General features: G+C 62.8%; 24 protein-coding genes. 18 read left to right on the top strand and 6 right to left on the bottom strand.

Going from position 1 to position 22,185, the window contains the following annotated elements; translation table 11 throughout:
* Positions 1-15 precede the first annotated feature (15 nt).
* The 4 genes from pgsA to FJ492_RS23540 all read left to right on the top strand — a co-directional run bounded on the left by pgsA (position 16) and on the right by FJ492_RS23540 (position 2,204).
* Complete coding sequence (gene pgsA, locus FJ492_RS23555; protein WP_010915213.1) at positions 16-612, top strand: CDP-diacylglycerol--glycerol-3-phosphate 3-phosphatidyltransferase; 597 nt, start codon at positions 16-18, stop codon at positions 610-612.
* 1 nt (position 613) lies between these two features.
* Entirely contained in the window at positions 614-871 is a 258-nt protein-coding gene (moaD, locus tag FJ492_RS23550; protein ID WP_027144520.1) for a molybdopterin converting factor subunit 1, read from the top strand.
* Between the two features lie 5 nt (positions 872-876).
* Positions 877-1,359 (top strand): molybdenum cofactor biosynthesis protein MoaE, encoded by a 483-nt coding sequence (locus FJ492_RS23545; protein WP_140772512.1) that lies wholly within the window; start codon positions 877-879, stop codon positions 1,357-1,359.
* Between the two features lie 80 nt (positions 1,360-1,439).
* Positions 1,440-2,204: a YbaY family lipoprotein gene (locus tag FJ492_RS23540; RefSeq protein WP_140772510.1), complete on the top strand. Its 765-nt coding sequence runs from the start codon at positions 1,440-1,442 to the stop codon at positions 2,202-2,204.
* 63 nt (positions 2,205-2,267) lie between these two features.
* Here the strand turns inward: FJ492_RS23540 and ndk are convergent, their stop codons facing one another.
* Positions 2,268-2,690 carry a nucleoside-diphosphate kinase gene (ndk, locus tag FJ492_RS23535; RefSeq protein WP_027144516.1) on the bottom strand — a complete coding sequence of 141 codons (423 nt, stop codon included), beginning with the start codon at positions 2,688-2,690 and terminating at the stop codon, positions 2,268-2,270.
* Between the two features lie 291 nt (positions 2,691-2,981).
* On the opposite strand from ndk, the gene FJ492_RS23530 reads away from it, so the two are divergent.
* Positions 2,982-3,254 carry a DUF2934 domain-containing protein gene (locus tag FJ492_RS23530; RefSeq protein ID WP_140772508.1) on the top strand — a complete coding sequence of 91 codons (273 nt, stop codon included), beginning with the start codon at positions 2,982-2,984 and terminating at the stop codon, positions 3,252-3,254.
* 81 nt (positions 3,255-3,335) lie between these two features.
* On the opposite strand, the gene FJ492_RS23525 is transcribed toward FJ492_RS23530, so the two are convergent.
* Entirely contained in the window at positions 3,336-4,028 is a 693-nt protein-coding gene (locus tag FJ492_RS23525; protein ID WP_140509892.1) for a glutathione S-transferase family protein, read from the bottom strand.
* A gap of 66 nt (positions 4,029-4,094) precedes the next feature.
* Here FJ492_RS23525 and FJ492_RS23520 point away from each other — a divergent pair, with 66 nt between their 5' ends.
* The gene (locus FJ492_RS23520; protein ID WP_027144513.1) at positions 4,095-4,607 is read left to right on the top strand and encodes a DinB family protein; all 513 of its coding nucleotides are present in this window, start codon (positions 4,095-4,097) and stop codon (positions 4,605-4,607) included.
* A 104-nt stretch (positions 4,608-4,711) separates the two neighbouring features.
* On the opposite strand, the gene FJ492_RS23515 is transcribed toward FJ492_RS23520, so the two are convergent.
* Positions 4,712-5,671, bottom strand: a complete 960-nt coding sequence (locus FJ492_RS23515; RefSeq protein WP_140714059.1) for a LysR substrate-binding domain-containing protein — start codon at positions 5,669-5,671, stop codon at positions 4,712-4,714.
* A 110-nt stretch (positions 5,672-5,781) separates the two neighbouring features.
* On the opposite strand from FJ492_RS23515, the gene FJ492_RS28850 reads away from it, so the two are divergent.
* From FJ492_RS28850 to FJ492_RS23475, 7 genes are all read left to right on the top strand, one after another.
* The gene (locus FJ492_RS28850) at positions 5,782-6,615 is read left to right on the top strand and encodes a hypothetical protein (RefSeq protein ID WP_181166733.1); all 834 of its coding nucleotides are present in this window, start codon (positions 5,782-5,784) and stop codon (positions 6,613-6,615) included.
* A gap of 45 nt (positions 6,616-6,660) precedes the next feature.
* Complete coding sequence (locus FJ492_RS23500; RefSeq protein ID WP_140509898.1) at positions 6,661-7,584, top strand: DMT family transporter; 924 nt, start codon at positions 6,661-6,663, stop codon at positions 7,582-7,584.
* Complete coding sequence (locus tag FJ492_RS23495; RefSeq protein ID WP_140772506.1) at positions 7,577-7,780, top strand: hypothetical protein; 204 nt, start codon at positions 7,577-7,579, stop codon at positions 7,778-7,780. Before FJ492_RS23500 ends, FJ492_RS23495 begins: the two co-directional genes overlap by 8 nt.
* Before the next feature lie 161 nt (positions 7,781-7,941).
* Positions 7,942-8,394, top strand: a complete 453-nt coding sequence (locus FJ492_RS23490; protein WP_140509900.1) for a MucR family transcriptional regulator — start codon at positions 7,942-7,944, stop codon at positions 8,392-8,394.
* A 136-nt stretch (positions 8,395-8,530) separates the two neighbouring features.
* Complete coding sequence (locus FJ492_RS23485) at positions 8,531-10,408, top strand: ABC-F family ATP-binding cassette domain-containing protein (RefSeq protein WP_140714061.1); 1,878 nt, start codon at positions 8,531-8,533, stop codon at positions 10,406-10,408.
* A gap of 213 nt (positions 10,409-10,621) precedes the next feature.
* A complete protein-coding gene (locus tag FJ492_RS23480; protein ID WP_140772504.1) occupies positions 10,622-12,742 on the top strand; it encodes a molybdopterin oxidoreductase family protein in 2,121 nt (706 codons plus the stop codon).
* 194 nt (positions 12,743-12,936) lie between these two features.
* Positions 12,937-13,662: an arginase family protein gene (locus FJ492_RS23475; protein ID WP_348641917.1), complete on the top strand. Its 726-nt coding sequence runs from the start codon at positions 12,937-12,939 to the stop codon at positions 13,660-13,662.
* A 15-nt stretch (positions 13,663-13,677) separates the two neighbouring features.
* Here the strand turns inward: FJ492_RS23475 and FJ492_RS23470 are convergent, their stop codons facing one another.
* Together FJ492_RS23470 and FJ492_RS23465 are read right to left on the bottom strand one after the other, a co-directional pair.
* A complete protein-coding gene (locus tag FJ492_RS23470) occupies positions 13,678-14,820 on the bottom strand; it encodes an NAD(P)/FAD-dependent oxidoreductase (protein ID WP_140772502.1) in 1,143 nt (380 codons plus the stop codon).
* 62 nt (positions 14,821-14,882) lie between these two features.
* Positions 14,883-15,362 (bottom strand): Lrp/AsnC family transcriptional regulator, encoded by a 480-nt coding sequence (locus FJ492_RS23465; RefSeq protein ID WP_140714067.1) that lies wholly within the window; start codon positions 15,360-15,362, stop codon positions 14,883-14,885.
* 106 nt (positions 15,363-15,468) lie between these two features.
* Between FJ492_RS23465 and FJ492_RS23460 the strand changes: the two genes are divergently transcribed.
* The 3 genes from FJ492_RS23460 to FJ492_RS23450 are packed head-to-tail and all read left to right on the top strand — an operon-like array spanning position 15,469 to position 19,092.
* A complete protein-coding gene (locus FJ492_RS23460; protein WP_140749282.1) occupies positions 15,469-16,677 on the top strand; it encodes a diaminopropionate ammonia-lyase in 1,209 nt (402 codons plus the stop codon).
* A gap of 14 nt (positions 16,678-16,691) precedes the next feature.
* Positions 16,692-17,939 (top strand): Zn-dependent hydrolase, encoded by a 1,248-nt coding sequence (locus FJ492_RS23455; protein WP_140749432.1) that lies wholly within the window; start codon positions 16,692-16,694, stop codon positions 17,937-17,939.
* Entirely contained in the window at positions 17,932-19,092 is a 1,161-nt protein-coding gene (locus FJ492_RS23450) for a M20 aminoacylase family protein (protein ID WP_140507478.1), read from the top strand. The genes FJ492_RS23455 and FJ492_RS23450 overlap by 8 nt, the downstream gene beginning before the upstream one ends.
* 201 nt (positions 19,093-19,293) lie before the next feature.
* Here the strand turns inward: FJ492_RS23450 and FJ492_RS28845 are convergent, their stop codons facing one another.
* Positions 19,294-19,611: a hypothetical protein gene (locus FJ492_RS28845; RefSeq protein ID WP_181166732.1), complete on the bottom strand. Its 318-nt coding sequence runs from the start codon at positions 19,609-19,611 to the stop codon at positions 19,294-19,296.
* Positions 19,612-19,841: 230 nt separating this feature from the next.
* On the opposite strand from FJ492_RS28845, the gene FJ492_RS28840 reads away from it, so the two are divergent.
* Positions 19,842-20,015 carry a hypothetical protein gene (locus FJ492_RS28840; protein WP_015318449.1) on the top strand — a complete coding sequence of 58 codons (174 nt, stop codon included), beginning with the start codon at positions 19,842-19,844 and terminating at the stop codon, positions 20,013-20,015.
* A gap of 72 nt (positions 20,016-20,087) precedes the next feature.
* Positions 20,088-22,181 (top strand): ATP-dependent helicase, encoded by a 2,094-nt coding sequence (locus FJ492_RS23445; protein ID WP_140772500.1) that lies wholly within the window; start codon positions 20,088-20,090, stop codon positions 22,179-22,181.
* Positions 22,182-22,185 lie beyond the last annotated feature (4 nt).

Raw genomic sequence — 22,185 nt, 5'->3', positions numbered from 1 at the left:
AGAGTCTCTGAAGACATGGCCCAGCGCGCATTTAACCTGCCCAACATGCTGACCTACGCCCGCATCATCGCGGTACCGCTGGTCGTGCTGTGCTTTTTTCTCGAGGGCCATCTGAAATCGAGCGACTTCGCCCGCTGGTCGGCGCTGGTCATTTTCCTGCTGGCGTCCGTCACCGATTATTTCGACGGCTATTTTGCGCGCGCCTGGCAGCAGACCTCCAACATCGGCAAGATGCTCGATCCGATCGCCGACAAGCTGCTGGTCGCCACCTGCCTCTTGCTGCTGGCGGCCGACACCGACCGTCATGCCGGCATCGCCGGCTGGTCGCTGTGGGCGGCGATCATCATCCTGTGCCGCGAAATCCTGGTTTCGGGCCTGCGCGAATATCTGGCGGCGCTCAAGGTTTCGGTGCCGGTGACGCAACTTGCCAAGTGGAAGACCACCATCCAGATGGTCGCCATCGCCTTCCTGCTGGCGGGACCGGCCGGTGACAAGATCTTTCCGCTGACCACGCAGACCGGCCTCGTGCTGTTGTGGATCGCGGCCCTCGTGACGCTCTACACCGGCTACGACTATTTCCGCGCCGGTCTCAAGCACATCATGGACGAGTGAGATGACGACCCGTCTCATCTATTTCGCCTGGGTTCGCGAACGGATCGGCACATCGCAGGAAGATGTCGAATTGCCCGCCGGCATCGAGACGGTCGCCGACCTCTTGCGCTGGCTGCAATCGCGCGGCGAAGGGTACCAACACGCGCTGCAATATCCCGATGTCATCCGCGTCGCCATCAACCAGGAACATGTCGATCACCGCGAGAAGATATCGGGCGCACGCGAGATCGCACTGTTCCCGCCGATGACCGGGGGCTGACACTCATGCCGGCCGTCCTGGTGCCGACCGTGCGCATTCAGCGCCAGGATTTCGACGTCGCCGCCGAGATCGCCGGGCTGACGCAGGGCCGTGCCGACATTGGCGCGGTGGTCACCTTCTCCGGCCTGTGCCGCGACGAGCAGGGCGCTCTCTCGGCACTCGAGCTCGAGCACTATCCGGGCATGGCTGAAGCCGAGATCGGCCGCATCGCAACCGAAGCCACCGAGCGCTGGCCGCTGCAAGGCCTCACCGTCATACATCGCCATGGCAAGATCGCGCCGGGGGCGAACATCGTGCTGGTGGTGGCCGCTTCGGCGCACCGCCAGGCGGCATTCGAGGCGGCGAACTTCCTCATGGACTATCTCAAGTCGCGTGCGCCCTTCTGGAAGAAGGAGCATCGCACCGACGGCTCCGAGGGCGGCTGGGTCGATGCCAAGGAAACTGACGCCGAGGCAGCTCGGCGCTGGAAGCAGCCGCCGTCCGAATAGTTTACCGTGCAGGCGTCACGGAACGACCGCAATCCTTCTGCCAACTGGTCACGTGACTGATTTGGGCAAGGGAGACGGTCATGCTGGACAGGATCGCCGAGTTCTTCGTCTTCGGCTTGGTGCCGCTGGTCGTCGGCATCCTGGCGGTGCCGGAGCTTTCCCTTGCCGCGGAAAAGGCGGTGAGGGGCGAGGTTATCTATCGCGAGCGCATCGCATTGCCACCCAGCGCCGTGCTTTCCGTCGAGCTTGCCGACGTCTCGTTGGCGGACGCGCCCGCCAAAATCATCGGGCAACAGAAGATCAGGCCCGCCGGTCAGGTGCCGATCAGCTTCGAGATCAAATTCGACCCCTCTGTCATCCGACCGCAGATGACCTTTGCACTGCGGGCCCGGATCACCGTGGACGGAAGGCTGATGTTCATTTCCGATGTGCGCCATCAGCTCGATCCGCTGACCGACGCGCCACAGACCATCATGCTGAAGATGGTCGCACCCAGCAAGGAGCCAATTACTTCCGTCTTTGATCAGCTCTGGGTGGTCGACTATGTCGACGGCATTGGCGCCGTCACCGCGCCGCAGGCGACCTTCAGGATCAGCGAGGCCGGCAAGGCCGGTGGCAACGGTCCCTGCAACACCTATTTTGCCACGGCGAAGGTCGAGGGTCAGGCAATCGCGATCGGCGATATCGGTTCGACCTACAAAGCCTGCGCGCCCCATGTGATGGCCGAGGAAAAAGCCCTGTTCGATGCGTTGGCCAACGCGGCGTCATACACTGTCGATGCCGGCAAGCTCGCCATATCGGACAAGGACGGCCGCGAAATCCTGCGCTTCAGCGCCGCAAGCTGATTGCACTCCAGAAAAAAGGCCGGCTGAACGCCGGCCTTCCAGATCGGATTTGATGCCGTCGGCTCAGCCGACGATCTCGGTATCCGAGAACCAGTACTTGATCTCCTGTGCGGCCGTTTCCGGCGCGTCCGAGCCGTGCACCGAGTTCTCGCCGATCGACAGCGCATGCACCTTGCGGATGGTGCCTTCGGCGGCATTGGCCGGATTGGTGGCGCCCATCACATCGCGGTTCTTGGTAATGGCGCTCTCGCCTTCCAGGACCTGCACGATGGTCGGGCCCGAGGACATGGATTCCACCAGCTCGCCGAAAAACGGCCGCTCCTTGTGGACGGCGTAGAAGCCTTCCGCCTCGCGGCGGCTCATCCACACCCGGCGCGAGGCGATGACGCGCAGGCCGGCTTCCTCCAGCATCCTGGTGATGGCGCCGGTGAGATTGCGCCGCGTTGCGTCCGGCTTGATCATGGAAAAAGTGCGTTCGAGCGCCATGGGTCGTCCTTGTCTGAATTTGAATTGAGAGTGGCGGGCTCTATACAAGCCGCCCGGCCTATTGCCAAGGGGGTGAGGAGCGGGGTGAGGAGCGGTCCGCGTAGCGGGCGGAAAGCCAATTGCTTTTGCTTTCCGAGCGACGAACGCCCAGCGACAGCGAACGCCGGACCGGTCTGCGCTTCCATGGCTGGTCGCCGCAGGCAGGCGGGATCAGATGGCTGTAAAGCAACGGTTTGCTTGCTATAGTCGCTCGGTCGGCGCCGCGTTGAAGTCGGCCCGAAGGGAGACAACATGACCATGACAGACGATCGTCAGGAGCGCATTCGCAACCGTGCACATCAGATCTGGCAGGAAGAAGGGCGACCGGCCGGTCATCACGAACGCCATTGGCACCAGGCGGCGGCCGACGTCGATCGGGAGGACGCGGGGAAGCCGTCGGCGGACAAGAAGCCAGCCAAGAAGGCATCCGGCGCCGGCAAGACAAAAGCAGCCCCCAAGGAAGAAAAGGCCACCGCGAAAGCCAGCAAGCCGAAGGCCAGCAAGCCAAAGAAGGCGGCCAAATAAGGCCAGCTGTTCCGCCGCTGATTTTCGCAACAGGTAGACGGCGCTCGAGCTGCCTTGCGGGCAGGCAGGCCTTTGCGTCCGTCACGCTGCGGCGGAAACCTTTCTTCCCAGCCCGCCATGCAGGTCGAGGCAGCGGGTGAACCACTGCGCTACCGCGTCGCTGCCTTCGAGCAACTTGTAAGGTGATGCGATACGCGCCCATTGCAGCGCGCCGAAGACGATATAGTCGGCAAACAGCGGCGAGGCGCCGCCGATGAACGGCTGGTAGCTCAACATGGAGCGCAGCGGCTCCAGCGCTGCCCGGAAGGTTGCCAGGCCGGCGTCGCGTGCGGCAACGACGTCCTCCAGCCGCTTGCCGAGGCGCTGCTCCCGGCTCTGTCGGAAATACGAGGCGTTCTCCTCGTCTTGCATGGCATGAAGGTCAACGACCGCTGCGGTGGTGACATAGGGGTGGATGGTCAATTGCGACCAGCGCTCGGTGAAGCGCGCCATCGCCTTGCCGCCTTCGCCGCCAAACAGCGTCGGGCGATCCGGATAGGCCTCATCGAGATAGAGCGCGATGGTGAAGGAATCGGCGACGACCTTGTCGCCATCGCGGATAACCGGAACGGTTTTCGAGACACCGCCTTCAATGGCCGGCACTTCGAGAAAACGCGTCGGCGCGGTCGAGGCATCAAGTCCCTTATGGGCCAGCGCCATCGTTGCCTTCCAGCAATGTGGGCTGAACGGACGGCCCTCGTCACGCCCGACGAGATCATAAAGCAGAATGGTCATTGGCGCCGGTTCCTTTGCGGTCTAGGTATCGCTCCCGACACCCGAAACAGGCGCGGCGGGAAAAAGATGAAACAGCACTTCATGATGTTTGCGGCATACAATCAATGGGCCAATGGCCGCATCTACGATGCCGCCGACGATCTCAACGATGAGGAATTCAATCGCGACGTCGGCGCCTTCTTCGGCTCGCTGATGGGCACGCTCAACCACCTGCTCGCCGCCGATCGCATCTGGATGAAACGCTTCACCGGCGAAGGCGCCGCGCCGACGACATTGGACGCCATATTGTACCGGGCCTTGCCTGTCCTGAGGACAGCGCGCGAGGCCGAGGACCGGCGGATTATCGACTGGCTCGGCGGCTTGAACGACAAGGCGCTGTCGGGTCGTTTCACCTATATGACCGTATCGGACATGCGCACCGTCTCGCAGCGCCTGGCGCCCGCGCTGGCTCATGTCTTCAACCACCAGACCCATCACCGCGGCCAGGCGCATATGATCCTGACGGTTCTGGGCCGCCCTTCCGTACCGCTCGATCTGGCGCATTTCCAGCGCACCGAGGAAGGAAGGGCCTTCGCCTGATCCACATGGTTTTGTTTTAAATTCGGGGCGAGCGGTTCGCGCGGGCTACCGTCGCATTTTTTGCCGTCTGCGGTCACCGAGCGGCAAGTGAGACCTATTCGAATTCAGACAGCCTCTGAAGCCAAGTCGATGACTTCGCTGTCCAACTGGCGTTGCGTCATGGCCGCTTCCGCCATCACCCATTGTTTGAACAGCAGCACCTTGCGTGCGGCAGGGCTCTTGTGGGGCGAGACAAAGTACCAACCGGCCGTGTTCGGATGATGAACGGCAAACGGAGCGATCAGCTTTTCGGCGCGGATATCGCTGACCATATAGGCACGGTTTGCAACGGCAAAACCCATTCCTGAGTTGGCCGCCTCGTAGGACATCATGCACGAATCGAAATAGATGCTTTTGGTCTCGCTGAGCACAAAACTGGCACCAGCAAAACCAAGCCAGGATTGCCAGTTCTGGGTGCAGGTGTCGGAATGCAGCAACGTGAAGTGCTTGAGGTCGTCCGGTGTGACCTTTGACAGCGGCTTCTGGCCGAGAACTTCATGGAACAGCTTGCGGCTGCACACCGGCGTCAGGTCTTCCCGAAACAACAGGTCCGATGGCAGTCCGTTGAAGTGGCCGTCGCCATAGCGGATTTCGAGATCGAATTCGGAAGTCGTGAACTCATGCGTCGCGTACGAGGTCGAAACTCGCATCACGATATCGGGATGTTGCTGCTGAAAAAGTGGCAGGCGCGGAAACAGCCAGCGTGCGGCAAATGTCGGCAGTACGGATATCTTCAGCACATGTTCCTGTGATTGCCCGGTCGCTTCCATGCTGGCGGCGACGATCCGCTCCAGCGCCTCGCGAACGCGCGAGACATAGGTCTCGCCCTCGGGTGTCAGCGACACTGCATTGCCGCCGCGCTGGAAAATCTTGAAGCGCAGCTGGTCCTCCAGGCTTTTGACGCGTTGGCTGACCGCCGAAGCGGTGATGAACTGTTCTTCGCCGGCACGCGTGAAATTGCCATGCCTCGCAGCACTCTCCACGATTTTCAGCGAATTGAGGTTGACCTGACTGAGCAGACGCACGGTTTCGACCTTAAGCTGGGCTTATAGTAGCACTAGCATTCCTAATTTTACAGGGGGAGCTAATTTAATCGACTGTTAACCAAGTGTTTGCCCCCACTTGGAGAAGTACAATGAACGCACATACGATACCCGAATTGCGCTATGCGATGAGCCGCGAGGCCATTATCGGTCACGAAACCGCCTGGAAAGTGTCGAGCTTCGGCGTTGCGCAGTATCTGCATGGCTATGATCCGGCACTGCTTGCCGCGATCGAGGAAGCCGCCCTGAAGCTCAAGGCCAGTCATGCCGTGCACAAGCACCTCGACCTGACCTTCATCACCGGCGCCGACCGTTTCATCCCCGAAATCAAGGAGTTGCTGAACGACAAGTTGCGCCTGGAGCGGCTCTCCGACATGATGGGCACGAAGCTGGAGCCCTATCCGCTGTCGATCGTCGGTTCGACCGTCACCTTCATGAACCCCAGGGATGGCGCCGTCGAATGGCATTGCGACGGCGTTCCGGTCACCGAGCTCATTCCGCTGTCGATCAGCGATCCGCTGGTCGGCGGCCAGCTCGAAATCTATTGCGACGATTCCGAGACCGGCCGCGCCATTCTCGAATCCGGCCGCGAGATTCCGCGCAACCGCATCATGCGCATCGATCACAAGATGAACTACGCCACGCTCGGGCAGTTCCTCGGCGTCCTGCATCGCACTGCGCCGATCCAGTTCGGCGAGCGCGTCACCCTGGTGCTCAACCAGCGCTCTGTGGCCAAGCCCTATGTCGACGATAACAGGATGTTCTATCTTGCTGCCGACAACGATCACGACCGCGAGTGGGTCAACGAACTGGCCGACGACGTGTGGACCAACCAACTGCCGGCCTATCGCCGGTTCGAAGCGGAACATCCGACGCCGGCCCCTGCCGAAGCGCCGGTTCCGGGCGGAGCCAGGGAATCATGGTAACGCCCCATGACCCCGAAAAGTGGAAACCGGTTTTCGGACAGGATCATGGTCGACCACAGGGATAGCCCTTGCCGGTTCTTTCGGCATCGATCGGGCTCGGTATCCGTGCTGGTCTTCGCCACCGGCGCGGTGGCGTTGTGGTCGACAAATGCGCTGGTCGGCAAATCCCTGCTGGCCAGTCACCCGGTGTCGCAAGTGCAATTCCTGCAATTTGTAGGGGCCGCACTGGTGTTCGCGGTCATCCGGTTGATGAGCCGCGAGAAAGCCGCGGCAGTCACGGCGAGCACCGCGCTGGCGCCGCTCGCGGTTGGTTTTATCGGTCTGGTCGGCACCATGGTACTGCAATATATCTCCTTTGCCTTGATGCCGGTGATAGAAGCCAATCTCGTGGCCTACACCTGGCCCTTGATGGTTGCCGCGGCGGTGATCGCCTTCGACAATCCCCGGCGTCCGGCTTTGCTGGGCCTTGCCGCGGCCCTTGGGTTCGTCGGCGTCGCGTTGGTGATTTCGGGAGGACGTGACCGCACCTGGTTCCAGGGTGATCTCGCCGGCTATCTGGCCGCATTCGGATCTGCGCTGTGCATGGCTTTCTATTCGGTGATGGTGGGACGGCTCGCCAATTCGCCGGACCGCTTGTTGTTGCCCTCGTCGCTGGTTGGCGTCGCGTTGACACTCATATGGTCCGCTCGCGAAGGCGTCGCCTGGCCCACCGGGATGGATCTGGCCCTCGGGCTCTATCTCGGCGCCGGGCCAATGGGGCTGGGTTATTACTTCTGGTCGCACGCCTTGAAGCTCGGAGGCAGCGGCAAGGTCGCTGTCGTCGCCTATCTCACGCCGATTGCCTCGACGCTGCTGCTGACCTTGTCCGGTGAACGGCTGACGACGACCGCCATTGCCGGAGCCGTCCTCGTGATCGGCAGTTGTGTCGCCGTCGGCCTGGAGCGTACGGAGGCGCAAGACTATGTTTGACGACAATGAACGTCTCGCCAGGCAGGAAGCGCTCTGGCTCATCAAGGAATTCGGCGCGGAGGCACCACTTTATGCCGCGATGAAGGCTGAAAAGGCGATTGAGCAGAAGGATTTCGGGCGTTGTGCCCGCTGGAAGCGTATTCTTGAGATATTGGCGGATGGCCGGACAACCAAGTCTGTCGCTTCGAAGTATTAGATTTTCTAATTTGCGCGACGTCGATTTCCCATAAAGGTAGTTGATGCCAAGTCTTGATTCGTTTTGGGACTTGGCGGTCCGTCGGGGGACGCGGTTAAGGAGATACATCGACAAAAGTCTTCACTGGGGTAGATGACTTTGTCACAAATAAGGTGAAAGAATTGTCAAATATCGAGGATAAGACCGTTATCGAGCTAACCGCCGATATTGTCTCGGCCTATGTAGGCAACAATCCGCTTCCGGCTTCTGGCCTGCCTGACCTGATTGCCAGCGTTAGCGCCTCGGTCCGAAAGCTGGCTGGCGCGGCCGTCGTGGAAAGCCCGAGCCTGGTTCCGGCTGTAAATCCGAAAAAGTCGGTGTTTCCCGACTACATCATCTGCCTGGAGGACGGCAAGAAGTTCAAGTCGCTCAAGCGACACCTCAGGACAGACCATGGTTTGAGCCCGGACGACTATCGGGCCAAATGGGGTTTGCCGCCGGATTATCCGATGGTCGCCCCGAATTACTCGGCGACCCGGTCGGCGCTGGCGAAATCGACGGGACTTGGCCGCAAGCCGGCCGCTGCGCCGGCAGTGGTGGCCAAGGCGACAAAGCGTGGCAAGGCCACTGCCTGAGGCCTTGCTGGCCGGTATGGCAGATCACTGATCGGCTGCTCTGGCGGCGCATTATGTGCGCCGTTTCCAGGCCTTGTGCGGCCAACTGGCCCGCAAGGTCTTGCGAAGCGTTGATGTCCAGTGCAAAAGCGCGACCATGCTTATCATCAATGACCTCTCGCTCCGCATGGCGGGGCGCTTGCTTCTCGACCACGCCTCGCTCACCTTGCCGGCCGGCACCAAGGCCGGTCTTGTCGGCCGCAACGGCACCGGCAAGACGACGCTGTTCAAGGCTATAACAGGCGATTTCCCCTCCGAGACCGGCTCGATCAGCCTGCCGAAGAATACGCGCATCGGCCAGGTGGCGCAGGAAGCACCTGGCACCGAGGACCCGCTGATAGAGATCGTGCTCAAGGCCGACCTTGAGCGCACGGCGTTGCTCGAAGAAGAAAAGATCGCCACCGATCCACACCGTATCGCCGACATCCATATGCGGCTTGCCGATATCGACGCCCATTCGGCCGAGTCGCGCGCGGCCACTATCCTCGCCGGCCTCGGCTTCGACGACGCCGCGCAGCGCCGTCCGGCCTCGTCCTTCTCCGGAGGCTGGCGTATGCGCGTGGCGTTGGCCGCCGTGCTGTTTTCCGAGCCGGATCTCCTGCTGCTCGACGAGCCGACCAACTATCTCGACCTCGAAGGCACGCTGTGGCTTGAGAACTACGTTTCAAAGTATCCGCACACCGTGCTTCTGATTTCGCACGACCGCGATCTGCTCAACCGTGCGGTCAATTCGATCGTTCACCTCGACCAGAAGAAGCTGACGTTCTGGCGCGGCGGCTACGACCAGTTCGAGCGCCAGTACACCGAGCAGAAGGAATTGCAGGAAAAGGGCCGGGTCAAGCAGGAAGCCGCCCGCAAGCACATGGAATCCTTCGTCGAGCGTTTTCGCGCAAAGGCCTCCAAGGCAAGACAGGCACAGTCGCGCATCAAGGCGCTGGAAAAGATGAAGCCGATCTCGGCCATCGTCAACGACACGGTGCGGCCGTTCTCTTTCCCCGAACCTGTGAAGACGGTGGCCTCGCCGATCGTTGCGCTGAACAACGTCAATGTCGGCTATACCGAAGGGCAGCCGATCCTGAAGAAGATGACGCTGCGCATCGACGCCGACGACCGCATCGCGCTGCTTGGCGCCAATGGCAATGGCAAGTCGACGTTCGCCAAGCTGCTGTCGGGCCGTCTGAAGCAGGAGACCGGCACCATGACGGTGGCGCCCGGGCTGAAGGTGGCGATCTTTGCCCAGCATCAGCTTGACGATCTGCGCCCTGAGGAAAACGCCTATGAGCATGTCCGCCGGATGATGCCGGAGGCGCCGGAATCGAAAGTGCGCGGCCGTGTCGCCCAATTCGGCCTCACGACCGAGAAGATGAACACGCCCGCCAAGGACCTGTCCGGTGGCGAGAAGGCGCGGCTGTTGATGGGGCTGTCCGCCTTCGAGGGGCCGAACCTGTTCATCCTCGACGAGCCGACCAACCATCTCGACATCGACAGCCGCGAATCGCTGATCCATGCGCTCAACGAATTTCCCGGCGCCGTCATCCTGATCTCGCACGACCGTCATCTGCTCGAGGCGACCGCCGACCGGCTCTGGCTGGTGAAGGACGGCGCGGTCAATCCGTATGACGGCGACCTGGAGGACTACAAGACGCTGGTCACCGGCATCTCCGGCGACCGTCGCGGCAAGCGGGAGGCAGACAAGGCGTCAAAAGCCGACCGCCGCCGCGATGCGGCCGCGCGCCGCGCCGCCTTCGAACCGTTGGCCAAGGAAATCCGCGCCACCGAGGCGCTGATGGACCGCATCCGCAAGCGCATCGACGGCATCGAGGACGAACTCGCCAACCCGGCGGTCTACGAAAAGGATCCGTCGACGGCGACAAGGCTCGCCAAGGAACGCTCGCAGCTTGCGCAGACGCTGGCGGGCCACGAGGAAAAATGGCTGACCATGTCGGCCGAATACGAGGAAGGCACGGCGGAGTAGGATGAGCGCTTCTCCTTCTCCCCTCGCGGGAGAAGGTGGCCTGGCGAAGCGAGGCCGGATGAAGGGTATGCCAGGGAACGCCAGCGTCTCACTCCGCTGGAACACCCCTCAACGTCTCGGCGCTATCACGCCGATCCACCTTGTCCGCAAGGGGAGAAGGGAAGGTGCCATCTGGCCCTACACCTGACCGTCATAAACGGGTAGTTTGCCCCCATGAACCAGCACGCCAACCTCCGCATCGGCCATTCGGCCTGTCCGCATGATTGCCCGTCGACCTGTGCTCTTGAGGTCGAACTGCTCGACGGCAACCGCATCGGCCGGGTCCATGGCGCCAAGGCCAACAGCTACACATCGGGCGTCGTCTGCGCCAAGGTCGCCCGCTATGCCGACCGCGTCCATCATCCCGATCGTCTGCTGAAGCCGCTGGTGCGCAAGGGCGCCAAGGGCGAGGGCGTCTGGCAGGAAGCGAGCTGGGAGGCCGCTCTCGACCTCGTCGCCGAGAAATTCAACGCGGCCGAAGCGAAGCACGGCTCGGAGACGGTCTGGCCCTATTACTATGCCGGCACGATGGGGCTGGTGCAGCGCGACGGCATCGACCGGCTGCGGCATGCAAAAAAGTACTCGGGCTTCTTCGGCTCGATCTGCACCAATCTCGCATGGACCGGCTGGATGATGGGGGCAGGCGCCTTGCGCGGACCGGACCCGCGCGAGATGGCCAAATCCGATTGCGTCGTGATCTGGGGCACCAATGCGGTGGTGACGCAAGTCAATGTCATGACCCACGCTATCAAGGCGCGCAAGGAACGTGGCGCGAAAATCGTCGTCGTCGACGTCTATGAAAACGCGACCATGAAACAGGCCGATATGGGCTTGGTCCTGAAGCCCGGCACCGATGGCGCGCTGGCTTGTGCTGTCATGCATGTCCTGTTCATGGAAGGCTTGGCCGACCGCGCCTATCTCGAAAAATACACCGACGATCCGAAAGGACTGGAAGCGCACCTGAAGTCGCGCTCGCCGGAATGGGCCTCTGCCATCACTGGCCTTGGCGTTGCCGAGATCGAGGCCTTCGCGCGATTGGTCGGCACGACCAGGAAAACATATTTCCGCCTCGGCTACGGCTTTGCGCGCCAGCGCAACGGCGCCGTCAACATGCATGCGGCGTCCTGCATCGCCGCCGTCACCGGCGCCTGGCAGTATGAGGGCGGCGGCGCCTTCCATTCCAATTCCGGCATCTTCAAACTCAACCAGGATGTGCTCGAAGGCACGAGGATGCGTGATCCCTCGATCCGCTATCTCGACCATTCGCGTATCGGCCCGGTGCTGACCGGCGCCAGCGACGCGCTTTATGGCGGACCGCCGGTGACGGCGATGCTGATCCAGAACACCAATCCGGTGAATGTCGCGCCCGAGCAGCGGCTGGTGAAACAGGGTTTCCTGCGCGACGATTTGTTCACCTGCGTGCACGAGCAGTTCATGACCGACACTGCTAAGCTGGCCGACATCGTGCTGCCGGCGACGATGTTCGTCGAGCACGACGACATCTACAAGGGCGGCGGCAACCAGCACATCACGCTCGGCCCCAAGCTGATCGAGCCACCGGAAGGGCCGCGCACCAACCATTTCGTCATCGAGCAACTGGCCGAGCGCCTCGGTGTCGCCGACAGGCCGGGCTTCGGCCTCACCGAACAGCAGCATATCGACATCATTCTTGGAAAGCGCGGGCTGGGCAGTTTCGACTCCTTGAAGGACGAGAAGTGGATCGACCTGCAGCCGGATTTCGACACGGCGCATTTCATCCGGGGCTTTGGTCACGCAGACGGAAAATTCCGCTTCCGCGCCGACTGGACCGGGCAGGCGGCTCCCAACCGGCCGCCGAAGAGCATGGGGTTGTTCGGCCCGGTGGCGCTATTGCCCGAATTTCCCGATCATATCGATCTGATCGAAGTGGCCGACGAAGCGCATCCGTTCCGGCTGGCGACCTCGCCGGCGCGCAACTTCCTCAACTCGACCTTTTCCGAGACACCGGTGTCGAAGTCCAAGGAGGGCCGCCCGGAGCTCCTGCTGCATCCTGACGATGCGGCGGCTCTCGATCTTGCCGACGGCGATCGTGTCGAGATCGGCAACATGCGCGGCGAGGTGGTGCTGCACGCCAAATTGTTCGACGGTATCAAGCGCGGTGTCGTGATCGCCGAAGGCATCTGGCCGAACAGCGCGCATGAGCGCGGCGAAGGCATCAACGTGCTGACGGGAGCCGATGCGCCCGCCCCTTACGGCGGCGCTGCCTTCCACGACAACAAGGTGTGGCTGCGCAAGGCGGAAGACCTGGGCGCCTAGCGCTGCTGATTTCCCGTTCCCGATTCCACCTCTGGCCCAAACACCAGCGGTCGCGAACGCCAACTCCCGTCCCTATAGAGGCAGTCGTCCGTCGCAAATGGGAGAGTGTCGATGACCGGCGCGATTTCGCTTCTGGGAATACCGCATGACGAGAATTCGTCCTATTTCAGGGGGCTGCTAAGGCGCCACCGCTCATCAGGCGCGAACTCATCAGCGATCCTTACTCCTCATGGAGCGAGACCGGCTTCGACCTGACCGGCCGTTTCGTCGATCATGGCGACATCGACTTCGCCCAACCGGGCGATCCCTGGCAGCGGATCGAGAGCGAAGTCGACCGCGCGCTGGACGCAGGCCATCCCCTGATCAGCCTGGGCGGCGATCACGCCATCTCCTGGCCGGTGCTGCGTGCGGTGCGCCGTCGCCATCCAAGCCTGACGATCGTTCACATCGATGCCCACCCCGACATCTATCATGCCTACGGTGACAATCCGCGTTCGCACACATCGCCTTTCGCACGGATCATGGAGGAGCGGCTTGCCGACCGCCTGATCCAGATCGGCTTGCGCACTGTGAACGACCATCACCGCGATCAGTTCAAGCGCTTTGGCGTAGAGGTCGTGGAGGCTGCGCATTTCAGCGAAAGCCTGTCCCTTGATCTCAAGACGCCCGTCTATATCTCGATGGATATCGACGGGCTCGATCCTGCTTTTGCGCCCGGCGTCTCCCATCGTGAGCCTGGCGGGCTGTCGACACGGCAAGTCATCAACCTGATTCAAGGCGTCAACCAGCCGATCGTTGCTGCTGATATCGTTGAATACAATCCGAGCCAGGACCTCTCCAATGTGACGGCGCTTGTCGCCGCCAAACTGACGAAGGAGATCGCCGGCATGATGCTCAGGACATCATCAGCGGCGGATTGACAGCGCGGCCGAATTTCACACCGGCAGGGTCTCAGTCGCCTTCTTCCTGTTTTGCCGCTGGCGGATGTCGTCGGCGACCGCCTGGGCTTCGATACCGATTTCGCGCAGCAGCCCGGTGACCGCGTTGTGAAAGCCGACCAGATAGAGGCCGAGATCCGACGCGCGGGCATTGACGCCGCTAGGCCCCGGCTCGATGCCGGGTTCGAGGAACCTGGCATAGCCCGGCCGATAGCCGGTGGCGAAGAGGATGGCGTCGAATTCGCTGTTCCTGCCGTCCGCAAAACAGGCACCGCGTTCCGAGATTTCAGCGATGTCGGGCGCCACCTTGATCGCGCCCTCGCGGATCTTGCCGATGGTGCCGACATCGATCACCGGAATGCGCGATGCAAGCGCGATCTGCTGCAGCAGTCCCTGCTTCGGCCGTCTGAGCCCAAACTTCTCCAGCCTGCCCAGTACCAGATTGAGGATGACGGGGAACAGGGCGTCGTTGATGCGCTGCGGCCCGAGCCGCGTCGCCATGCCGACCATCTGGATCGGCACGCCGAACAGTTCACGCGGCACGATGTGAACGCCGCCACGCACCGAGATAGTCGGTCGGGCGCCGGCTTCCGCCAGATCGAGCGCAATCTCCGCACCGGTGTTGCCCATGCCGACGACCAGCACCGATTGGCCGGCAAAAGGCGTGGCGTTGCGATAGTCGGCGCTGTGCAGCGTCTTGCCCTTGAAGGTGTCGATGCCGGCAAATTTGGGCAGCAAGGGCTCGGCATTGTAGCCGGATGCGATCACCACATGCGAAGCGCGTAAGGCGCCGGACGTCGATTCCACCCGCCAACCGCGGCCCTCCCGGGCGATCGCCCGCACCGTCTCTCCGAAGCGGGGCTCCAGGTCGAAACGCTTTGCATAGGCTTCGAGATACTCGACCACGAGATGGCGCGGCACATAGCGCGGATAGTCCCTTGGGAAGGGAACGAATGGCAGCGAGGAGTAACGCTTGGTCGTATGCAGATGCACGCGGTCATAGTGACGCCGCCAGGCTGGCGCGGCCTGCTGCTCCTTTTCGAGCATGACGAAATCCAGCCTGGCTTGCCGCAGGCACGCAGCAACCGCCAGGCCCGCCGGTCCGGCACCGATGATCGCGACTTTCGTGGTTTCGTCCATGCGCGCCTCCCCCTCCAATTGGCGATCCAGAATGTCAGAAGCGTGGCAAGCGTACCACCGGCTCATCCAGGCAGGGGCACCGTCAAACCGACCTTGATGCGGTCCATGGCGACGAAGGTGCGGAACTTCCGCACATTGTTGCTGCCGAAGAACAGTTTTCGCGTCAGCGCCTCGTAAGCGCCCATGTCGGCCACGGTGATAACGAGGATGAAGTCGGCCTCGCCGGTGACATAATAGCATTGCTGTACTTGCGGCTCCGCCGAGAATTGCCTCTTGGCCTCGTCGATCAATTCGGTGCGTTCGCTCTCGAGCTCCACCTCGACGAAGAGGGTGATCGGCTGGCCGACGGCCGCAGGCTCGACGATGGCGACATTGCCGGCAATGACGCCGGTCTGCTCCATGCGCTTGATGCGGCGCTGCACGGCCGGCGCCGACAGGTTCACCGCCTCGCCGATCAACCGTTGCGGCGTCGTGTTGTCCCGCTGCAGGATGGCAAGGATGGCGAGATCGAAGCTGTCGAGTGAGGCTGGCGAATGAGGCATTGCTGTCCCGACGAAACAAACTTGCATTTCGAGAGCCAAATTACGGGCGCTTTTTGCGCATGGTTTGCAATATCTTTTCTTGGACGACGCCAAGGAGAGCCCGCCAATGTTCCTACCCAATCGCCATGCCTTGTACCGCCAGCCGCTGGACGCGGCCGATGCCGAAACCCTCGGCACCGCCGGGGCGGACACTGTCGAGCGTTTCCTTGCCTGCCGTGACAATCACCTGACGACGCCGCTGCACGCCCTGCCGGCGTTGGCTGGAGAACTCGGCCTCGGCACCTTGCATGTCAAGGATGAGGGCTTTCGCCTCGGCCTAGGCAGCTTCAAGGCGCTGGGCGGCGCCTATGCGGTCTTCCGTCTGGTCCTGGAGGAGGCAAGCAAGCGGCTCGGCCGCTCCGTCGATGTCGGCGATCTCGAACGGCCCGAAGTCCGGTCGGTCGCGGCCACCATGACGGTTGCTTGCGCTACCGACGGCAATCATGGCCGCTCCGTCGCGCAAGGCGCCGAGCTTGTCGGCGCAAAGGCAGCGATCTTTGTCCATGCCGGCGTCAGCGACGAGCGCGTCGCGGCCATCGCCCGCTACGGCGCGGAGATGATCCGCGTCGGCGGCAATTACGACGATTCGGTCAGGCAGGCGGCGCGTGTCGCCGCGGAGAAAGGCTGGACGGTGGTTTCCGATACCTCATGGCCGGGCTACGAACGCATTCCAGGCCTTGTCATGCAGGGTTACACGGCGATCGTGCGCGAGGCGCTGCGCCAGCTCTCCGAACCGCCGACCCATGTCTTCGTGCAGGCCGGCGTCGGCGGCATCGCGGCCGCGATCGCCGGCCATCTCGCCATCGTGCTCGGCGAAACCAGACCGGTTTTCACGGTGGTGGAACCCGCCCGTGCCGCCTGCGTTTTCGGCGCCGCCAAGGCCGGGCATCCGGTCAAGATCGCGCATGGCGAGGCGACAGTCATGGCGATGCTCGAATGCTACGAGGCCTCGCCGGTCGCCTGGCGCGTGCTGGCACGCGTCGCCGATGCGTTCATGACCGTCGACGAGGACGAAGCCATCGCCGTGATGCGGCGGCTGGCACGCCCGGCCGGCAATGATCCGGCCATCGTCGCCGGTGAAAGCGGCGGGGTCGGCCTTGCCGGGCTGATCCGGGCGATGGCCGATCACAAGGCCGAGCTTGGCCTCGACGCCACTTCGCGCGTGCTGGTCGTCAACACCGAAGGCGCGACAGATCCCCGCCGCTATGCCGAACTCGTCGGCATGAGTCCGGCGGATGTGCTTGCCGGCAAGGTGCTTTCTGGAGTGACGCCATGACCTTGATCGACGCAATGACCTCGATCGACGCACAAAGGCTGCTTGGCCGCATCCGCGAGCTCGGCGGCATCGGTCGTGATGGCGAGGGCAGATTGGTGCGGCTGGCCGCCTCCGACGCCGACAGGCTGGGTCGCGACCGCTTCGTCCGCTGGCTGCGCGAGGCCGGTCTCGAAATCGCCATCGATCGCATGGGAAATATCTTCGGAGTCTGGCGGGTGCCGGAGAATGCTGGCCATGCGCCGATCCTCATCGGCTCGCATATCGACACTGTCATCGATGCCGGCATCTATGACGGCTGCTACGGCGTGCTCGCCGGGCTGGAGGTGATCGAAACGCTGAAGGCGTCGGCTCTTGTCCCGTCGCGCCCGCTCGCGGTCGCCGCCTTCACCAATGAGGAAGGGGTTCGCTATTCCCCTGACATGATGGGTTCACTGGTCCATGCCGGCGGCGTCGGTATCGACGAGGCGCTGGCGGCCGTCGGCACCGATGGCAGCGTGCTGGGAGAGGAACTGGCCCGCATCGGCTATGCCGGCGACGAGGAGCCGGGCTTCCTCCAACCGCATGTCTATCTCGAATTGCATATCGAGCAGGGCCCGGTCCTGGAACGCGAAGGCGTACCGATCGGTGCTGTGGAAAACCTCCAAGGCATCTCCTGGCAGCGCATCACCATAGACGGCATCGCCAACCACGCCGGCACCACGCCGATGTCGATGCGCAATGACGCCGGGCATGCGGCTGCGCGTGTCGTCACGTTCCTGCACGACCGCGCCAAGGCTTCGAACACGCCGACTGTTGCGACGGTCGGCACGATGCGTTTCGAGCCAAACGCCATCAATGTCATCCCCTCGCGCGCCGTCTTCACCGTCGACCTGCGCGACCCTTTCGAGCATCGCCTGCAAGCCGAGGAAGCCGCGCTCGCCGCGTTTCTTGAGGACCTCGCGGCCGGCGATGGCGTCGCGATCTCGGTCGAGCGGCTGGCCCGCTTCGAGCCTGTGATCTTCGATATCAGCATTGTCGAATTGATCGAAGCCGCCGCGAAGAAGCGCGGGTATGCATCGAAGCGCATGACCTCAGGCGCCGGCCACGATGCGCAGATGATGGCGCGCCTTGCGCCCGCGGCGATGATTTTCGTGCCGAGCGCCGGCGGCATCAGCCACAATCCGCGCGAACATACCGCCGATGCCGAGCTTGTCGCCGGCGCCAACATCCTGCTTGATGTCGTCACCCGCCTTGCGGATCAGGAGATATCAGACAATGGCTGAAATCGATCGCGATGCGCTGAAGCTGGAGATGACCGGATGGCGGCGCGATCTGCACGCGCATCCCGAATTCGGCTTCGAGGAAAAGCGCACGGCGGCCTTCGTCGCGGCCAAGCTGCGCGAATTCGGCCTGGACGATGTCGCCGAGGGTGTCGGCGGCACCGGCGTCGTCGGCACTTTGAAGCGTGGCAGCGGCAACCGTGCCATCGCGCTGCGGGCCGACATGGATGCGCTGCGCATATCGGAGCAATCGACCGCGCCCCACCGCTCCGGCAATCCCGGTCTCATGCATGCCTGCGGCCATGACGGCCACACGGCGATGCTGCTGGGTGCGGCCAAGCTTCTGGCTGGGGAGGGTGGTTTCGACGGCACGGTGCGCTTCATCTTCCAGCCGGCGGAGGAATGGGGAAAAGGCGCGTTGGCGATGCTCGATGATGGCCTGATGCAGCGCTTTCCCTTCGACGAGATATTCGGCCTGCACAACATGCCGGGCCTGCCTGTCGGGCATTTCGAAACCCGCGCCGGCCCGGTCATGTCGGCCGAAGATATTTTCGAGATCGTCCTCAGGGGGTTGGGCGGCCACGCTGCTCGGCCGCATTCGGGTCAGGAAACGCTGGTTGCCGCCTGTGCGCTGGTCACCAACCTGCAGACCATCGTCTCGCGACGGCTGAGCCCGGCCGACATTTCCGTGGTTTCGGTGACCGAATTGATCACCGACGGCACCCGCAACGCGCTGCCGGGCCTTGCCCGCATCCTTGGCGACGCGCGCAGTTTCCGCCCCGAGGTCAGCGCCGCGATCGAACGCCAGATGCGCATTGTCGCCGAAGGTATCGCTGCCGCCTACAATGTCACCGCCGAGGTCAACTATACCAGGGAATTCGTGCCTTTGCGCAACGATGCCGAACTGGTCGATGCGGCCTTCGCCGCCGCCGGACACGTGTTCGAGCCCGGCAATATCGCGGTCGCCCGCGAGCCGATGACGGCATCGGAGGATTTCGCCCGCTTCCTCGATCATGTGCCGGGCTGCTTCGTCTTCCTCGGCAATGGCGAGGTCTCGGCACCGCTTCACAATTCCAGCTACGACTTCAACGATGATGGGCTGTTGTTCGGTGTCAATTTCCATGTCGCCATCGCCAGGCAGCGGCTTGGGACTTGAACCCTCATGGGCTTTTCGCGGCATTTTACGGGGGGAAAACGCCCGGGAACGGTTGAAATCCCTGATCTCGCATGACGCAACGGCAAGACTCAGCTAGCCTCCCTGGCGCGGCGGACCTGATATCCGCCTGGCCGGCGCTATCAGATTACCTCCCAAGCGGCGCCGGCCTTCTTCCCTGTGCTAAATTAGCTTTCGTTAAATTTAGAATGCTCGCGCTTGGCGGAAGTTAGAGTTTTGCTGCCATGACCGCGGCGGGCTTTTAGTTTGCTGTGGTTCATAGATGCGCGGGCGGAACTGGATAAAGGCGTGCGTCAGGACGAAGCGCGGCGGGTGCGCGCGCTTATCGCTGAACTCGAACGAAACTTGACCGCTGCCTCGGCCCAGATACAACAGCTGCGCCAGGACGCAGGCCACGAACTGCGCGATTCCAAGTTCCGCCTCGATCGCCTCGAGGCAATGCGTGAGGGCGATGCCGTAATCGTCTGGCGCAGGGCACCATTCACTGGCCAGCAATGCCATTGTTCACGACAGGAATTGCGAGGTCTTGGTCCGCTCCAGGCGCCTTTGTCGGCGGCAGTTTGTTGTCGCAAGCCGAGAGAGCCAAGGCCACCAGCGCGAGGATCAGTACTAGCTTTTTCATCGCTATTTCCTCCACCCCCAAAACGACGCGGTGTCGGTTTGGTTGCTCGATTGCACCGAGGGAACAAAATCCCCTGCCTCAGGTTGACCCAGCGAAGGAGGACCGCCGCATGATCCGTTTGCTCCTGGTTGGCACGTTGGCCTTTGTTACTTACCGTCTCGCCCGCAAGATGATCGATGAGGTACCCGACAGTGTCGATCCTCTCTTGCTGCCGGCGCCCGCAAACGACCGCGAGGCGTTGCGCCGGCAATCGGCGTCGATGGGCGTTGACCCGAAACGCTGACCTTCTTGTTTCGCCGAATTGGCGGAGCTGCTTCTCTGTTGCGAACAAAGCGGAAACGATGCTTGATGGGCGATGAACCTCGCCGCCCATGATTCGACCTTTTTGGACTCGACCGTCCAGCCGGCTTATCTCGCCCGGCTAAACGACGCCCAACGCCAGGCCGTCGAACATGGCGACGGCAAGATTGCAGGCCCGCTGCTGGTCATCGCCGGTGCCGGCTCCGGCAAGACCAACACCCTGGCGCACCGCGTCGCTCATCTGATCGTCAAGGGAGCCGACCCGCGCCGCATCCTGCTGATGACGTTTTCGCGGCGCGCCGCATCCGAAATGGCCAGGCGCGTCGAGCGCATCGCCGGCGAGGTGCTAGGCCGCGATGCTGCCGTGATCACGGATGCGCTGACCTGGGCCGGCACTTTTCATGGCATCGGTGCGCGGCTGCTGCGCGATTATGCAATGGAGATCGGCCTCGATCCGGCCTTCACCATCCATGATCGCGAGGATTCCGCCGATCTGATGAATCTCGTACGCCACGAACTCGGCTTCTCCCGGACGGAAGCGCGCTTTCCGACCAAAGGCACCTGCCTTGCCATCTATTCGCGCGCCGTCAACGCGCAGGTGCCGCTCGGCGAGGTGCTGGGATCTGCTTTCCCCTGGTGCGCCGGCTGGGCCGAGCAGCTCAAGCAGCTGTTTGCCGGCTATGTCGAGGCCAAGCAGGCGCAGAACGTGCTCGATTACGACGATCTGCTGCTCTACTGGGCGCAGATGACCGCCGAGCCTGAGATCGCCACGCATCTCGGCGGGCGTTTCGACCATGTGTTGGTCGACGAATACCAGGATACCAATCGGCTGCAGGCGTCGATTCTGCTTGCGCTGAAACCCGACGGCGCCGGGCTGACGGTGGTCGGTGACGACGCGCAGTCGATCTACTCGTTCCGCGCTGCCGAAGTGCGCAACATCCTCGACTTCCCCAGGCAGTTCGCCCAGACCGCCGATGTGGTGATGCTGGAGCGCAATTACCGCTCGACCGAGACCATTCTGGCGGCCGCCAATGCGGTCATCGGCGAAGCTTCGGAGCGCTTCACCAAGAACCTGTGGTCGGAACGCAAATCCGCCGACAAGCCAAGACTTGTGACCGTGCGTGACGAGGTCGAGCAGGCCAATTTCGTCTGCGACACCATCCTGGCGGAGCGCGAGGCTGGCACCGCGCTAAAGTCGCAGGCGGTGCTGTTTCGTGCCTCGCACCACAGCGGACCGCTGGAGATCGAACTTACGCGGCGCAACATTCCCTTCGTCAAGTTCGGTGGCCTGAAATTCCTCGATGCAGCCCACGTCAAGGACGTGCTGGCGGTGCTGCGCTTCGCCGAAAACCCGCGCGACCGTGTCGCGGGTTTTCGCGTGCTGCAGCTTCTGCCGGGCATAGGCCCTTCCGCCGCCGCGCAAATCGTCGAAGCGATGACGTCGGCGTTGGACGAGGCGATGGGCCTGGCCGGCTGGCGTCCGCCGCAGCGCGCCGCCGACGATTGGCCGGGTTTTGTCTCGCTTTATTCCGGCTTGCGAGCTGGCGCCAAATGGCCAGCCGACCTCGAACAGATCAGGCTGTGGTACGAACCGCATCTGGAACGCATCCACGAGGATGCGATCACGCGCCGCGCCGACCTGCTGCAGCTCGAGCAGATCGGCTCGGGCTATGCCTCGCGCGAACGCTTCCTGACCGAGCTGACGCTCGATCCGCCGGACGCGACCAGCGATCAGGCCGGGCCGCCGCATCGCGACGAGGACTATCTGATCCTGTCCACCATCCACTCGGCCAAGGGCCAGGAGTGGAAGAACGTCTTCGTGCTCAACACGGTCGATGGCTGCATTCCGGCCGATCTCGGCGTCGGCACCAAGGAGGACATCGAGGAAGAGCGCCGGCTGCTCTACGTGGCGATGACACGAGCCAAGGACAGCCTCAACCTGGTCATGCCGCAGCGCTTCTTTCCGCACGGCCAGGCGGCGCGCGGCGACCGCCATCTCTATGCCTCGCGCACCCGTTTCATTCCGCCCTCTATCCTTGCCGCCTTCCAGCAGCTTTCGTGGCCGGCCGCGCAAGCGGTGCAGGGCAGGGCACCCCGGCCGGAGGTGCGCGTCGACATCGGCGCCCGCATGCGCGGGATGTGGAAATAGCAGG

It is taken from the genome of Mesorhizobium sp. B2-5-4, assembly GCF_006441095.1.
In the GTDB taxonomy this organism is placed as follows: Bacteria; Pseudomonadota; Alphaproteobacteria; order Rhizobiales; family Rhizobiaceae; genus Mesorhizobium; species Mesorhizobium salmacidum.
Note: the sequence above shows the minus strand (reverse complement) of the source record. Positions and strands in the feature narration are given on the sequence as shown.